At 43.3% G+C, this 15113-nt stretch carries 12 protein-coding genes and 1 other RNA gene; 5 read left to right on the top strand and 8 right to left on the bottom strand.

Annotated features, from left to right (window positions below; all coding sequences use genetic code 11):
* Positions 1-17: 17 nt before the first annotated feature.
* From ptuB to smpB, 8 genes are all read right to left on the bottom strand, one after another.
* Positions 18-656: a retron Ec78 anti-phage system effector HNH endonuclease PtuB gene (gene ptuB, locus DC094_RS03015; RefSeq protein WP_116685594.1), complete on the bottom strand. Its 639-nt coding sequence runs from the start codon at positions 654-656 to the stop codon at positions 18-20.
* A complete protein-coding gene (locus DC094_RS03010) occupies positions 649-2118 on the bottom strand; it encodes an AAA family ATPase (RefSeq protein ID WP_116685593.1) in 1470 nt (489 codons plus the stop codon). Before DC094_RS03010 ends, ptuB begins: the two co-directional genes overlap by 8 nt.
* Entirely contained in the window at positions 2115-5651 is a 3537-nt protein-coding gene (locus tag DC094_RS03005) for a helicase-related protein (protein ID WP_116685592.1), read from the bottom strand. Before DC094_RS03005 ends, DC094_RS03010 begins: the two co-directional genes overlap by 4 nt.
* 10 nt (positions 5652-5661) lie before the next feature.
* Positions 5662-6624: a BrxR family transcriptional regulator gene (locus DC094_RS03000; RefSeq protein WP_116685591.1), complete on the bottom strand. Its 963-nt coding sequence runs from the start codon at positions 6622-6624 to the stop codon at positions 5662-5664.
* Between the two features lie 994 nt (positions 6625-7618).
* Positions 7619-8089, bottom strand: a complete 471-nt coding sequence (locus tag DC094_RS22810) for a PDDEXK nuclease domain-containing protein (RefSeq protein ID WP_339374114.1) — start codon at positions 8087-8089, stop codon at positions 7619-7621.
* Positions 8090-8172: 83 nt separating this feature from the next.
* Positions 8173-8514, bottom strand: a complete 342-nt coding sequence (locus DC094_RS22805) for a DUF1016 N-terminal domain-containing protein (protein WP_339374113.1) — start codon at positions 8512-8514, stop codon at positions 8173-8175.
* A 508-nt stretch (positions 8515-9022) separates the two neighbouring features.
* Positions 9023-9376: a transfer-messenger RNA gene (ssrA, locus tag DC094_RS02990) on the bottom strand.
* A 449-nt stretch (positions 9377-9825) separates the two neighbouring features.
* Entirely contained in the window at positions 9826-10299 is a 474-nt protein-coding gene (smpB, locus tag DC094_RS02985; protein WP_116685590.1) for an SsrA-binding protein SmpB, read from the bottom strand.
* Between the two features lie 128 nt (positions 10300-10427).
* On the opposite strand from smpB, the gene DC094_RS02980 reads away from it, so the two are divergent.
* From DC094_RS02980 to DC094_RS02955, 5 genes are all read left to right on the top strand, one after another.
* On the top strand, positions 10428-11792 hold the full coding sequence (locus tag DC094_RS02980; protein WP_116685589.1) for a sodium-dependent transporter: 1365 nt from the start codon (positions 10428-10430) through the stop codon (positions 11790-11792).
* 43 nt (positions 11793-11835) lie between these two features.
* Positions 11836-12276, top strand: coding sequence for a type II toxin-antitoxin system RatA family toxin (locus DC094_RS02975; RefSeq protein ID WP_116685588.1), 441 nt, complete (start codon positions 11836-11838; stop codon positions 12274-12276).
* A gap of 30 nt (positions 12277-12306) precedes the next feature.
* A complete protein-coding gene (locus tag DC094_RS02970) occupies positions 12307-12594 on the top strand; it encodes an RnfH family protein (RefSeq protein WP_116685587.1) in 288 nt (95 codons plus the stop codon).
* 421 nt (positions 12595-13015) lie between these two features.
* Positions 13016-13354, top strand: coding sequence for a hypothetical protein (locus tag DC094_RS02960; protein ID WP_116685585.1), 339 nt, complete (start codon positions 13016-13018; stop codon positions 13352-13354).
* A gap of 616 nt (positions 13355-13970) precedes the next feature.
* Positions 13971-15107 carry an alpha/beta hydrolase gene (locus DC094_RS02955; RefSeq protein ID WP_116685584.1) on the top strand — a complete coding sequence of 379 codons (1137 nt, stop codon included), beginning with the start codon at positions 13971-13973 and terminating at the stop codon, positions 15105-15107.
* The last annotated feature ends 6 nt before the right edge of the window (positions 15108-15113 follow it).

The following is a 15113-nucleotide window of genomic DNA, read 5'->3' as shown; positions in this document are numbered from 1 at the left end:
TATTCTCTGTGCCATTTTCAGGCGGGCAAAAGCACATGTTTGATGGCAGTAGTAAAAGGAAAATCTTTTATTTGTTTTAATTCATCTTGCAGTAGCGGTAACCAGTCAGCTTCGTCAAATTCTGCTGCGTAAGTTGCAAGGGCTTCTGCGGTTTGTAAATAGCCTGAAATGGCTGTTTCTCTGATTCGCCGTAGCGGGCCATTTAGGTTAAAAATACGGATGGTTTCCGCTGCACGATGTTTATCTGCAGGGCTTAAATTTTTGATGGGCACTGCATTGCCGTCTGGCAGAAATGTTATAAATGCTTCTGGATCTTCTACATCCATCTTAATAAGATCTTGATGGTTGTAAGGTGGCAAGTCATCTTTGTGTTTGCCGCAGCTGCTATGGCGATTACAAGAACCAAATAGATTGTCCCACAAAAAGGTGTCTTGAGGATGGCTGCGTCGCTGTCTGAAATGTTCAATATGCGAATTACTATTACCTAAGTCAGTTCTAATTGTTGATTCACAATAGGCGCAGCGGTGCTGTTGCATCTGGTCCAGTTTGAGCCATATTGCGTTTTTATGGTCTGGCGTAACGCGGTTCCATTGATCTCTACCGTGCTGGTATTGATTTAAACAAGCGGGTTGTCTGGGGCGAATTAACTTATGCATTTTCGCCACCGGGTCTATGCTGATTGCGTTTTGGTAGCTTGGCTTTCATCTGCTGCAATCGAACTAAACGCTCACACTCTCTCCATTCTTGATGAGACTCACCAAAATGTTGAAGTATTTTTTCTTTTAGCGCTTTTCCATGGCTATTTTCATGGTTGTTTTCAATGATTAACTGCTTGTATTGAGAGAGCCAATGAGCTTCTTCTACATCTGGTATTGGGTCGACTAATTGCAGCTCGGCCATAATATCTGCACTGGCTACACCTTTGCTTTGTGTTAATGGTGGCGTTGCGCTTGAAAGAATTAAATCTGTTTCTGAATCTGAATCTATTTCATGCCTTATTATACGAATGCTTTCAGCGGGTACAGTCGATAGCACTTGTGGGCTGTGTGTAGTTACAATAAATTGAATATTTGGAAAGGCTTGCTGCAAAGAAGCGACCACTGTTTGCTGCCATTGTGGATGCAAGTGCATGTCAACTTCGTCGATCATTATAACGCCAGGGGATTGTTTAGCCGCTTGGTCTTGTAAATGCCCATTTAAAAGCACGCAGCGATAGGCGATATCAGCAATCATAGCCAGCATGTTTTTAATGCCGTCACTTAATTGTGATATTTTCATTACACCGAGTTTAGGATGTTTTAATACGAGAGATTTATCGTATTTTTCACTGTATTGTAGATGTTGCCAGCCAATAGGTTTTAGTACTTCATTTACTGCATCTTGCACAACTTTAACTGGACGACGCAGTTCATTAGGCACTTCAATAAAGGTTGCACCGCTTTCTAATTGCTTTATCTGGTATTCCATTACTTTTAAATAGGCTGATGTAAACCAGTCTTGAAACTGTTTAAAGCTGGATGCGGGGTCTAGGCAGTCGCGATAAGCGAAGGTTCGAATCTGCTCATTGTTTTTTTCTGCTTTACCTTTTTTGCTATCAGTTAGGCGTTTTTCTCGCCATAGCCGCCCCGTGCCGTAGTATCCAAATACTGGTAATGTTTTAGGTGTAGCACTTAGGTCTCGAATGGCTTTCTGCATTTCCTTAGCCGAGTTTTTTAATGCTTTTGTGCCTGTATCATCTTTAGTTTGTGATTTTTTAGCTTCACTATCGCGATATCGTCTCCAAGTATGCAGGCCATTTGAAGAGCTACTCTCTGCTACGACTGATGAAGGAAACTGCCTAGCCATTTCATCTAGTGCACCAAATACAGGTGATTTCTGATCTGTAGATTTTAATATATGTACGTCATCAATTGTGATTGTATTTGACGGATCTACATAAGGTGTTTTTGCTAAATCAAATTGACTGACATAAGGCCAAAGTGCTATGCGAACCGCATCTAAAATTGTGGTTTTACCTTGACCATTATTTGCCGCGAGTACAGTGGTCTTGGGGTGAAGTTCGATTTCCAATTGCTGATAACAGCGGAAATTTTCAAGGCTTATTTTTTTTAATTTCATAAACTTTGCTCCGGACTTATCGCCTTTGAAAGCAGTTCGCTTAAGTCATAATTAATACTGGCTACGCCAAAATCAGGCTCCACTTTAAACGGGTTTTTGATATAAAATGGGCCTTTAAATGACTCGTTATCAACAATTACGATGGCCAAAATAAATTTATCTGACTGATTTAGCGCGTAAATGATTTCATTGCGGCTTACTGTAATTGTGCTCTGCCCTTTGGCTCTGCCCTTTACCTCGATATGTCGATCAGGCTTGATTGAGCCATCTGTATTCACTGGAGGCCGTGAAGTAATATCCCAACCACATTTTTCAGCACCTACATCGGTCACTGTGTGACCAAAAACCTGCTCTGCCTGCATGACAGCGCTCATGGCAACTTGTTCAATGCGTGCTCGTGCGACGGCATCTACCGCAAATTGAGTTTCGCCTTTCCGCATGGCCAATAAACCTTGGGGAATGACTAAGGCGCCACCGATAACAATGGGCGTGCTGGATACAACATTTTTGAGTTCTTCTAATTCTGACTGTCGCTGTTCAAGCCTTGCTGTCAGGTCATCTACTCGCCTTCTGGCCATTTCTGGTTGCATTCGGGGGCGTTTACCGGAATCTAAGTCGTCTTTCAGTTTGATATAACGATCTGACCAATAATTAATTTCTTTAATTAATCGCTCGTGCACCGCAGTCATAGTTTTATTTGCCTGACGTTCTCGGCGATCTTTTATTTCCGCATAGTGCTCGGGCACCAATTTTTGTGAAGCATGATTAAGTGCCAAAGCTTCTAGATTATTATTTAACCAGTCTGCTCGGAGAATGTCGCCGACTAATTTGTGGTCAAATTCATCTATGGGCTGTAAATCCAGGTGTGGTGCCCAGCCAGCATTGATAGCAACGCCTTGGGCGTTGATTTCGACAAACTGTAACCGACGCGATGCTATGGCATTCGTGGCACCGGTTTCTCGAATACTATGGTCCACCATAAACAGTACGCGAGGCGCTGTGTTGTCATCATTTGGGTCGACTAATATAGCACCTTGCTTTAGCTTTGTTCTGTGTGCTTGTAGCACTAGGTCGGTCACTGAGTGCATTAAAGGATGTGCGGGGTGAACCATATCAGCCATTGGCTTGTTGCTGAGACGTACATGTTGTTTTTCAAAGCAAATTCGTTCGTACTTTTTTAGTACTGGTGTGCGTGTTTCGCCGATCACTCGATCTCGTTCACGAATGGCTGCGGGTACGTGACGTATTTCGTATCGGCCAGTCTCTCGTGGACGGAATTCACCTGTAAGAGTTTGAAATGCTTCTGTGAAAAATGCGCGAATAAAGTAAGGTTGCAATTTACGGGCTTCGGCTTTTTCCATTTCTTCTTTTACGGCATAAAGTTCTTCTAGTCCCATGTGTTGGTCGACCAATGCATTTCGCCTGATGATCTCTTTTAGGTGCTCTGCATCTAATGCACCTTCAATTACCTGATTCATTTTTTCTTTTACTTCAGGATCTTCACCATAGCGAATTGCTTTAACCAGCAAATCTTTAAGGGAAACATTATCAAAAGCTTCACCAAGCACATCAAAAACTTTGCCGCCTAGGGCTTCTTTTTCGATTTCGATTTTATCGAAAAGTTTTTGAAAGACTTCACCTTCACGTGTTTCATTAGCAACGATATTCCACAGGTGGCAAACTTCAGTTTGACCGATGCGGTGAATACGCCCAAAACGCTGTTCTAGTCGGTTTGGGTTCCAAGGTAAGTCATAGTTCACCATTAAGTTCGCATTTTGCAGGTTGACACCTTCGCCTGCGGCATCTGTTGCAATAAGTACAGTGACTTCAGGATCATTACGGAATTCTTCCTGAATTTTTCTGCGTTCATCACGGTTGGTGCCACCATAAATTTTGCGAACGGCATTGGTGTCACCGAGCATGCCGCTGATACGTGTGATCAGATAATTCAATGTATCTTTGTGTTCTGTAAAAATAATGAGTTTTCGGCGACTGCCGCTAGCTCTGAACATCTCGGGATTATCTTGTAGTAAGCAAGATAATTCTTCCCATTTTTTATCATTACCTGATTGCACTACTTTTAATGCTTGGTATTCTAGATCTTTAAGTATCAATATTTCTGCTTCGAGCTCAGGGATTGTTTCGGCAGCTGAGGCTTGATCAACTACTTGCTCGGCATAGATTTCATACTCTTCTGCACTTAATTCATCATCAAGATCATCAAGATTTTCTGGTAGGTCGATTTGTTTCTTTACACTGTATTCACCAATTGTTTCGGCGATGTCTCCAGCGGCGGATTGACCACGTGCGAGAAGCCTGGTTTCTGTCAGACGGTCTTCTAAGCGTTTACGACGGCGTTTAAGCGATTGATAGATTGCTTCGGGGCTGGATGCCAAGCGACGTTGCAGCATGGTTAATGCAAAGCCGACGTTATTTTTCTTTTTGCCGTCGAGATTGTCTGCTCGGTTCATTTCTTCACGAACATAGGTCGTCACCTGTTCATAAAGTGATGCTTCCATGGATGAAAGTTCGTAATTTGCTGTATAAGCACGGCGCTCAGGGAAAAGAGGGGTGCCATCAAATTTGAGTAGTTCTTCTTTTACCATCCTGCGCATCATATCTGTTACGTCGACCTTATGTGCACCTTCCCGGAATTTCCCATAAAACCTATCTGTATCCAGCAAAGATAACCAGACTTGAAAGTCTTCTTCTTTGCCGTTGTGTGGGGTGGCGGTCATGAGCAAGTAATGCCGAGTAATCGAACCGAGTAATTCACCTAATAGAAATCGTTTGGTTTTGTTTACTTTGTTTCCAAAATAACTGGCCGATAATTTATGGGCTTCATCAACGATGATGAGATCCCACTCAGTGTTTTTTAATTTGTTTTGAAAATCTTCATTTCTAGATAATTGGTCTAGTCTGCAAATAAGTTGATCTGATTCATTGAAATAATTACCTGAAGCACATTGTTCTTGTTTTTCTTTGCTAAATATATCAAAAATCACGCCGAATTTTTCTAGTAACTCATCTTGCCATTGTTCAGTTAAAGAACCTGGAGAAACAATCAAAATTCTTTTAGCGTCTGCACGCATTAGCAGCTCACTAATTAATAAACCGGCCATGATCGTTTTTCCTGCACCAGGATCATCGGCCAAAACATAACGCAATGGTTGTTTGGGTAGCATGTGTTCATATACAGCCGAAATTTGATGCGGCAAGGGTTCAACGCTAGAAGTATGTACGGCCATCATTGGGTCAAATAAGGCTGCTTGTGAAATGCGATATGCTTCTAGACCCAGTTTAAATTCTGCTCCTGGCGCATCAAAAGCCCAAGGGCGACCGGCAGTTGCTACTGATAAACGAGCTTCATCTGAGCGAAATAGCATTTGCTCGCCTAACGCGCCTTGGCTGTCCTTGTAATAGACAGTGATAGCAGCTTCACCAATAGGCTCGATTTGTACAATACGGACAATTGTATCGGCCAGAATACCTTGGACTTGTGCGTCTTTTTTGATGTCTTCTAATTTCAGCATTTAAATCCTCTCAATCATCCATGATATGAGTTGCGTAGTTGTTACCCGTTGCAAGAATGAGATTGTCGAGCCTCTTCAGTGCATCCTTATTTGCTAGCCAAAGATGAAATCCCGCTAGAGAACTATTGGGTTGGTCAGAGCAATCTACATTCCAATAGCGTAAAACATAGCCTGCAATAGCTGCTCGAACTTCTATTTTAAGTTCTCCGTTTTGCATTGCATACTCATGCTCTATAGTTTTTGGATGCTCTAGCTTTGGATGTGCTTGAATGCGTAATTCAACAATTTTATTCCACTGATCATCAGCAGTTTTGGTTTGATCCTTCGAGGGCGTTTTATCAATGAGTTGTGGCAACTCGATTCGATTGATTACAAAATCGGCAAATCGTTTCTGTGATCGGTCATAGCCTCGAACATGCCAATGTAGTCCATTATTAATTAAAGCAAAAGGGGTGATTTCCTTTTGAGATAATCCACTGGTTAGCGAGTGGTAAGTTATCTTTAAAATTTTCTTCTGATAAATGGCTTTAGTAATGAGCGCCAGTGATTGAAGATCTGGAGCATTCAAGAGTACTGGAGATATACAAGGAATTAGTGGTTCTTGAACCCCTAGAAAATCATCCCCAAAACCATGAAGAAGGCTTGCTAATGTTTGGTTTGCTGTATATTCAAATAGTGGTGCAAAGCAGCATTTTATGTTTTCGCTTTGTCGTTGAATATAGCTTTTGCCTTTGGTGTCATACTCGATATTTTTTGGTGCAATTTCTTTATATAATGACAGGTCACGTGATGCGGCGGCTTCTTTAATACCAAAGCGAGCAACTAGATCGGCCCGATTGATTGTGCCGTAGAAGAATAAGCGGAAGTCGATATAAAATAACCGCGCACGTTGGGCTTGGGTGACTTCAAGCAAGCGATTAGGGGCATGATTGTTGGCTGAGGGATAGTAGTCTTGAGTAATGGTTTCGTTCATGTGCCCTGCTTGAAAACATCATACCTAGATGAAGGTGATATTTATCTGCTTTCGGAGGTGTTTTGTATCGCACAGTCGAGTGTGTGTCAATATGATAACCACCATCATTCGTATTGGGTTGCGTTAAAACAAGTTTATTAACAGTCTGTAAGGGTTCTGTTTGTCAGAAATAGATGATGGTTTGCGCTAATCTCTTTTGCGATTGAAGAATTTACTAGAAAAGCCTCTTCAGTAAAACGGCGGGTGTGAACTATGGGAAAGATGCAATTTTTAACTACATGTTAGAGGCCTGATAAATGCCAATAATAGCCAGTTATAGTGAAGATAATATCGGTTGCACCTTTCTTGTGATGCAAGTTAGTGCGTTTAAAGCGGTATAACATTAAATTTATTTAGCTAAAAAATACAAAAAAATTGAAAATTAAAAAACAATTTGAATCAATCTGACAATGTATGAAAAGGGTGCTGTAGTTGATTCGTAAAGATATTTGCATTTCTCTAGAACACATAATGTATTATATGTATCGGTCGATAATGTAAGTGGCTTTTTGTTTTCTCTAAATGTAATTTTAATTGTTTTTGTTTGCAGTAGTTGCTCTTGGTTGTTTTTCAATAAAGAAAAGATGGGCGAATACCGCAGAATTAAGCGCGATTTGGAAGAGGCTTTTGATATTGAAGTGCCAGCTGTCGAGGTTAAATCAGTTTATGCAAGCAGTGACTTGATCTCAATCTGAAGCTTCCTGAAATGGTGCGACACTGTCGCACTATTTTTTGATTAAGTAATAAGTTACAAAGCGGTCGATATAATATATCGATAGGGTTTGTCTTTTAAAAAATCAGCCAATAATTCTGGCCGGGTTTGCAGGATAGTAAGCGCACTTTCAAACCAGCGTTTGCGCTCGGCAATTAGGTTGGTGCTTTTATTTAGCTCACGCCATCGTTACGCAAAATATTGCAATAATTTCAGACTTTTTGCACCAAAGTAATGTATTAATTAATTAGATTCCTTTAGCGCATACTTCTTTTGTGCTTCATCGATCGCGCGTTGCAAGCGGGTGTACAGTACTTCGCGCTCGGGTAATACGGTGAGGTATTCCGTTACGTGAATACCGGCATCATCCAGCTGTAGCAATTCAATTTGTTCTTTACGGTTTTCGGCGCAGAGAATAATGCCCAGTGGAGGTTCTTCGCCCGGCTGACGTTTGTGTTGATCGAGCCAGCGCAGGTAGAGTTCCATCTGCCCTTTGTAGTGAGCTTTAAAACGACCGATTTTTAAATCAATCGCCACCAGCTGTTTCAACTGCCGGTTGTAAAACAGCAGGTCAATGTAGAAATCGTCGCCATCGATCTGGATGCGCTTTTGCCGAGCGATAAAGGAAAAGCCTGCACCTAGCTCTAGTAGAAAACCTTCAAGGTCACGCAGAATTGCGTCTTCAAGATCTTTCTCTAGGTAATGGTCATTCAACTGTAAAAGTCCAGCACATAAGGGTCTTTTAGTACTAGGCTGGGTTCCATGCGGTTTTTCTCAGCTAGGTTTTGTAATTCTTGTTAAATCAGCTTTTCCGGCTTTTTTGACAGCGCGGTACGTTGATACAACATGGAGTCGATTCTTTCTGCCAACCCCCGTACGCTCCAGCCTTCAATGCGGCACATTTGGGCATAGAATTCCCATTGCAACGGGTCTTTCATGGGGATCAGGGCGATAAGGTGGGTCCAGTTAAATTGTCGCATCAGCGATACGACAATTTCTTGCTCCGGGAAGACCTCGGCAAACTGCATCATCCGGCGCAACTGCTTATCAGAAAAGCCCCGGCCAAACTCATTGGTCAATTGTCGCGCCAGTGTGACGACAATCTGCTTGCCGTATTCAGCTCGTTCACCACCCAGCACTTCTTGATTGATTCGCTAGCCGATCTGCCAGTACATAAAAGTCAGGGAGGTGTTGACTGCTGTTGTAGTTTTTTGACGAGAGTCGGTAATGAGGGTGTAGAGTTCAGAAAATAGCTTGGGTGTTGAAGAGGTTATTTCTGCCATTTAAGTAGTCCTCATTATAAAATCAATCCAAAGCTGGTCAGGATTATCTTTATTTGTACCCAGTGCAGAGCAAGAAAACTAATCTACGAGCTTTGATTGTTTTATTTAACCATTGCTGGATTTTTTAAAAGCTGCACGCAACGAATTTTAAATAGGCGCTTTTGGCCTTATTTTCCAGAAGCGTTACTTGAGTATATTGATATCAGGTTGAAAGTTAAGCGTTATCCAGTCAAATTTTCGAATAATGCCAATTTTAGACTTAGCGACTGATCTCGAAGAGATAAATTAAATAATATCGATTTAACGAATCTGCAGATACAAAAAAGGCCTGAAATTTAATAATTTCAAGCCTTTAATGTGAATTTGGTGGAGACGGCGGGAATCGAACCCGCGTCCGCAAATCCTCTGCCCTCGGTACTACATGCTTAGTCAAGTCTTCAAATTTAACCGCCGATTATCCGACTGACAGGATGCACGGAAGCGAGCCCTAAGATTTTCGATCTCACTAGTCGGGCACTAGCGAAACTTATTCTGTGTTAATTGTCTACCTAGAGCACCCCACAGACAAACCGTCTAGGTAGTCAGCAGCTGTTAAGCTGCTAAAGCGTAGTTGTCGTCGTTGGCAACTAAGAATGTGCAATTATGGATTAACGAGGGTGATTGCCCCCTCGACATGCACCTAAGGTTTTGTAACCCACGTCGAAGCCATGTCGTCCCCAAAACCAAGCTGATCACTGAAACCCAGAGGGTTCCCGAAATCCAGCCAGCGGAGTGTAGCCCAATTGATATAGGGGCTCAAGCGGAGATTAGGGGTGTTGTGATATTAGCTTTGAGGAACGAAATCAATGGAGGTTAGATAGGCGTAGTGCTACCCAGTACTTTCTCAACAAAATCAAAAATGTGTTGGGTGGTATGCAAGGGAATGATTTAAGGGCCGTGGAAATAAATAATTTTTCTGTGTTCTCTCGTAGGTCATCCCTGAGCCTCGGCGAAGCGTGACAATTTGTTGGCAAGTCGCTATTCGCTTCGCTCATGACGACCTACATTAAGGGTGTTTATTTCTTTCTACGCTCCTAACTTACATGTTGCATAGATCCTGCACTTCCTTGTGCAGGATGATGGTGCTTAACAATAGTGCTGGGCACCGGAACTGATTGCACAGAGCCATTAATTCTCTTTCATGATCCGGTTTTTCTGACGATCCCAATCACGTTCTTTTTCGGTGGCACGTTTGTCGTGCTGCTTTTTACCCTTACCCAATGCCAGTTCGACTTTAACCATGCCTTTTTTCCAATAGACTGCGGTTGCTAGCAAAGTGAAGCCTTTGCGGTCGATGGATGATTGCAGTTTGTAAAGTTCTTCTGCATGCATCAGAAGTTTTCTGGTGCGGGTCGGGTCGGGGAATATATGGGTGCTGGTGGTGTTCAATGGGCTAATGAGTGCGCCTAATAAAAAGGCTTCGCCATTTTTGAAGATCACGTAGCAATCGACCATTTGTAGTTTGCCTTCGCGGAGGCTTTTGACTTCCCAGCCTTGTAACGCAATGCCGGCTTCAATCCGATCTTCAAGAAAGTAGTCGTGTTTGGCCTTTTTGTTTAACGCAATAGTGCTGCTTGGTGCCTGAGGCTTTTTCTTTGCCATGAATCCTAACGCCTGTCTCAAGAATGATGTGGGCTAAAGTAGCAATTCGCTATTGACTAATCGGTCAGTCTTGAGGGAAATTGCAAAACAGATAACAATACGCCAACAATAACAAAAAGGGGTGAGTCATGTCAGCTGATAGCGGACAGTCAATCCATGGCCAGTGGTCAAATAAGTGGATGTTTATTCTTGCAGCAACCGGTTCAGCAGTCGGGCTGGGTAATATTTGGAAGTTCCCCTACATCACAGGTGAGAATGGTGGTGGCGCTTTTGTACTGGTCTATCTGATCTGTATCTCATTGGTTGGCATACCTATTATGGTCTCGGAAGTACTTCTGGGCCGAGCCGGCAAACAATCTCCAATCAATACCATGATGAACCTGGGTCGCCAATATGGTGGTAGTGGTGCTTGGTCATTTATTGGTTATATGGGCACTTTGGCCGGATTTTTAATTCTGTCTTTTTATACCGTGGTCGCCGGCTGGGCGCTGGCTTATGTGCAGCGCATTGCTTCGCCGGCATTTCATGAGTTGCCTCTAGAAGAGATTAAGGGCAGTTTTAGCGCGTTAGTGTCAAACCCTGGTGAGTTGATGTTATGGCACACCTTGTTTGCCTTAATCACCACAGTGGTAGTGGCACGTGGAGTTTCTGATGGTATTGAAAAGTTAGTTAAGTATTTAATGCCACTGTTATTTGCGCTGTTATGTGTGTTGCTGGGATATGCAGCAACCACCGGGCATTTTGTACAAGGGCTAGAATTTTTGTTTGCGCCTGACTTCTCAAAACTCAGCTGGGATTCAGTACTGGTCGCTTTAGGTCATTCGTTCTTTACTCTGTCTTTGGGTATGGGTGCGATTATGATTTATGGCTCTTATCTGCCTAAAGATATCAATATCGGCAAAACCGTGGTGATCATTGCGGGTATGGATACGCTGGTTGCTTTGATGGCGGGCATGGTGATCTTCCCGATTGTATTTGCCAATAATATGGACCCAGGCGCGGGCCCAGGTTTGCTGTTCTCGACCTTAACGCTGGCCTTCACTAGTATGGAGTTTGGCGGTTTCTTTGGCACTTTGTTCTATCTGCTGGTGGCATTTGCCGGTTGGACTTCGGCAATTTCTTTATTGGAACCAGGTGTCTCTTGGCTGGTCGAAAACAAGAACTGGAGCCGAGCTAAGTCAGCCTGGTTGGTTGGTTTGCTGTGTTGGGTAATTGGTATCGGCACCGTGCTGTCATTTAACGTGTTGGCTGATTTCAAGATTTTTGACCGAACCATTTTTGATAACCTGGATTATCTGACCGCTAACATCATGCTGCCACTGGGCGGATTGCTGATTGCCGTATTTGCCAGCTGGTTTATTAGCCGGGAAATGCAAACGCAACAGTTGGATGGTAAGGGCGGTTTGTTTACCATATGGTTGTGGACCAGCCGAGTGGTTGCACCCGGTTTGGTATTTGTCATCTTCCTTAATGCATTAGGTTTGCTGGGATAGATGGGTAACTTTTTGTTTTTGGTTAATTAATTTCGGGAGCAGTATGCCGAAAGTTGTACATTCAGCGCTTTTGCCGTTTACCGCGCAGCAGATGTTCGATCTGGTGCATGATGTGGAGCAGTACCCAGAGTTTTTACCCTGGTGTCGCGAAGCCAAAGTCATAGAGCGTCACGGTGAAGGTCTGGTGGCAACACTAGAATTGGCCAAAGGCGGATTGCATAAATCATTCACCACCCGTACCCGGGTGGTGGATGGTGAGTCAATTCATATTGAATTGGTCGAAGGTGGATTTAGTCATTTGACGGGTCATTGGGTATTTCGCCCATTGCAGGCCCAAGCATCTAAAGTTGAGGTTGAAATCGACTTTGGCTTTTCTAACAAAATGGCTAACTTGGCATTTGGGCCAATTTTTAATGGCATTTCCAATGGTCTTTTAGATGCTTTTAGTAAAAGAGCGCGTCAGGTTTATAAGTCTGCGTTCTAGTTTTTAAATGAAGATAATGGTGGTGCTGAAGTGTTAAATATCGAAGTGGTTTATGCACTGGAGCATCAACAAAGTTTGCTTTCAGTAAAGGTAGAAAAAGGGGCCGATGTTCAGGCTGCGGTCGAAAAATCTGGCATTTTGAACAAGTATCCGCAAATAGAATTAGGCAAAACTCCTGTGGGCATTTTTTCTAAAAAATGTAAATGGGATGATTTGCTCCGTGATGGCGACCGAATTGAGATCTACCGGCCATTAATTGCCGACCCGAAAGAAGTTCGTAAGCGCCGGGCTGAACAGGCCAAAGCCGCTAAGCAATAGCATGTATTGATTAAAAACGCCGGTGAATCACTCGATTCACCGGCGTTTTTATTTCCAGGGAAGGAATGTATGTCGATAGGAGGCAGGAAGCCGGATCGACGATTTCCAGGGAAGGAATGTATGTCGATAGGAGGCAGGAAGCCGGATCGACGATTTCCAGGGAAGGAATGTATGTCGATAGTAGGCGACTTACAGGATGTAAGAAGTGCAGAAAATGCACGGAGCAATTTTCTGTCAGGAAGCCGGATCGACGATTTCCAAGGAAGGAATGTATACCGCAAGGAGGGATGGATCCATTAATGCTGAGTTGCCATCCTTGGCGACTGGGTTCTGGCATCCCCGCTCGGAATGACGGGTTCGGAGCGTGCCGCAGGACTCGTCTCTAGTCACATGAAAGTGGTGCTACTTTATTGTTGGAAAAATGAGTCAGCTGCAACATCAACAAGCCATTGCCCAGTCAATCTTCAATCGGCTTAAAACGGGCATTGTTCTGTTGGACTGTGAAGGTAAGCCTGTATTCAGTAACAGACCGGCTAAAGATTTATTGCAAGGGCATGCAGCAGTGAGCATGATCGAGCCAAGTTTTGTGCTGACGTCGGCAAAACTTCAGGCCAGATTAAACGCCAAATTAAAAATCTGGTCACAAGGGATTAACGCCGAAGCTGAAACACTGTTATTGCAATCGACAGATAATATATCTGATTCAGTTGCAGCTATCGCTGGCCATGTTGCTGAAGGTGCGCAACCGATACGGGTCTGAGTGCTGCATCGAAATGGCCAGCTGATGACGTGTTTGTTCGTTATATGCTTGAGAAGGTAATTGAGGTTCAATCACACTGCTTAGGTCGCATCCGTTTAACCCAATAACCAAAGTTACAAACAAAATAAACTGTCGATTTAACTGCATAATTATATCCAAACCACTTCGAGCGAAACCTTGCACCTTGAGGTGGTTTGGGGGTGCTCGTTTGGCTAATGCTTTTTGCTGCAGATAATACGGAGTTATGCTAAAAGTATTTCCCCTCACCTGAGGGGGATCTCTTGAAGAGTGCCGATTTGATCACATTAATCGGTTATTTTATTCGCTCAGAATTGCTGCAAAATCAAAAGCATTATGAAGTGCAGGTATATACCCTTCGTATTTGAGGGTGCTAGGGAGTTGGCTGCTTTCGCTCACCCCAATCATTTACAACCCTAAGCTCGTGGGGCTTCGCTCTCTTGCGGCCTACCAGCATCTCCAATTACTTTGGGCATAGTAATAATAATGAATCATGCGCAATTGATCCCACTGATCTATAAAACCGCGATTGAACAAGGTGCTTTCATTCAGTTAATGGATGCGCTGACCGATCCAGCGGCTTAAGCAATTATATGGTTTGACCCCGGTTGAAGCTGATATCACCTGCAGGTTAGCGACTGGGCAAACCATCGATGAAATTGCCGAGCAGCGCAGTAGCAAGTCGCGCACCATTCGTGGTTATTTAAAAGCAATCTTTGTTAAAACCGGTGTTAGCCGTCAGGCCGATTTAATTTCTTTGGTGCTCAATGCGCCGCTGCAGGTGACCGATGCCAAAAAAATAGTCATGCAGTATGGCAAAGATGGTCTGGTGAAATTACCGGAAAAAAATATTTCCTATCGAGAATATGGGCCAAAAAATGGCAGGCCGATGGTGCTCTGTCATGCATCGTTAAGCTGCCGTTACGGCGTGCCATTGCATTTACCTTTGCTAGAAAAATACCAAATTAGATTGATTGTTCCTGAGCGAGGTGGGGTCGGTTTATCTAATGGTGCGCCGTATCAAAAAATTACTGATTTCGCGGCAGATTTTCGAGCACTGGTCGAGCATTTGCAGTTGAAAAAAGTCGATGTAATTGGTGTGGTGGCCGGTGGTGCCTATGCATTGAGTGCGGCTTGGCTGTGTTCGGATATCGTTAATCGAGTTTTATTACTAGAAGGCTTTGCGCCGAATATTGCTGAGCACACAATTAAGGGTGCGCCGGGATACTTTAGAATGATGCCGAGGTTAATTCGTTATTTCCCAAAAGTCAGTGAGCGGTTGATGTCATTTCAATTACGTGATTTTGCCAATGACTGGCAAAAGGCATTGCAGCACACTAGTAAGTTATTCAATCCATTCGATGCGCAAATTTTATTGCGAGAAGATGTTCGTGATTTTGCATTGATTGAAGCAATTGAGAATAATCGACAAGGTGTTTCAGCGCTAATTCGGGATATTTTATTAGTGCATGCTGACTGGCAGATTCCTCTGGAAGACATTAAGTCGCCTTGTTATATCGCCTATGGTAATGCCGATCCTGTAGCAGCCTGTTATGCCGAAACGTTAATTCAGCGATTGCCAAATACCAGACAGGTTTTTCGGGAAGATGAAGGCTTTGCCAGAATGCTTTATTTGAGTTTTTTCGAGATTATCGAGCAAGCGGGTTGGGTTGAGGTTAAATCTGAAAATTTGCCGGCAGAGAAAGTGGGCGATGGAAATTTATATCCGGCATAGATTAAA

It is taken from the genome of Pelagibaculum spongiae, from assembly GCF_003097315.1.
GTDB classification, from domain to species: domain Bacteria; phylum Pseudomonadota; class Gammaproteobacteria; order Enterobacterales; family Pelagibaculaceae; genus Pelagibaculum; species Pelagibaculum spongiae.
The sequence above is the reverse complement of the archived record's forward strand: the minus strand, read 5'-3'. Positions and strand labels throughout refer to the sequence as shown.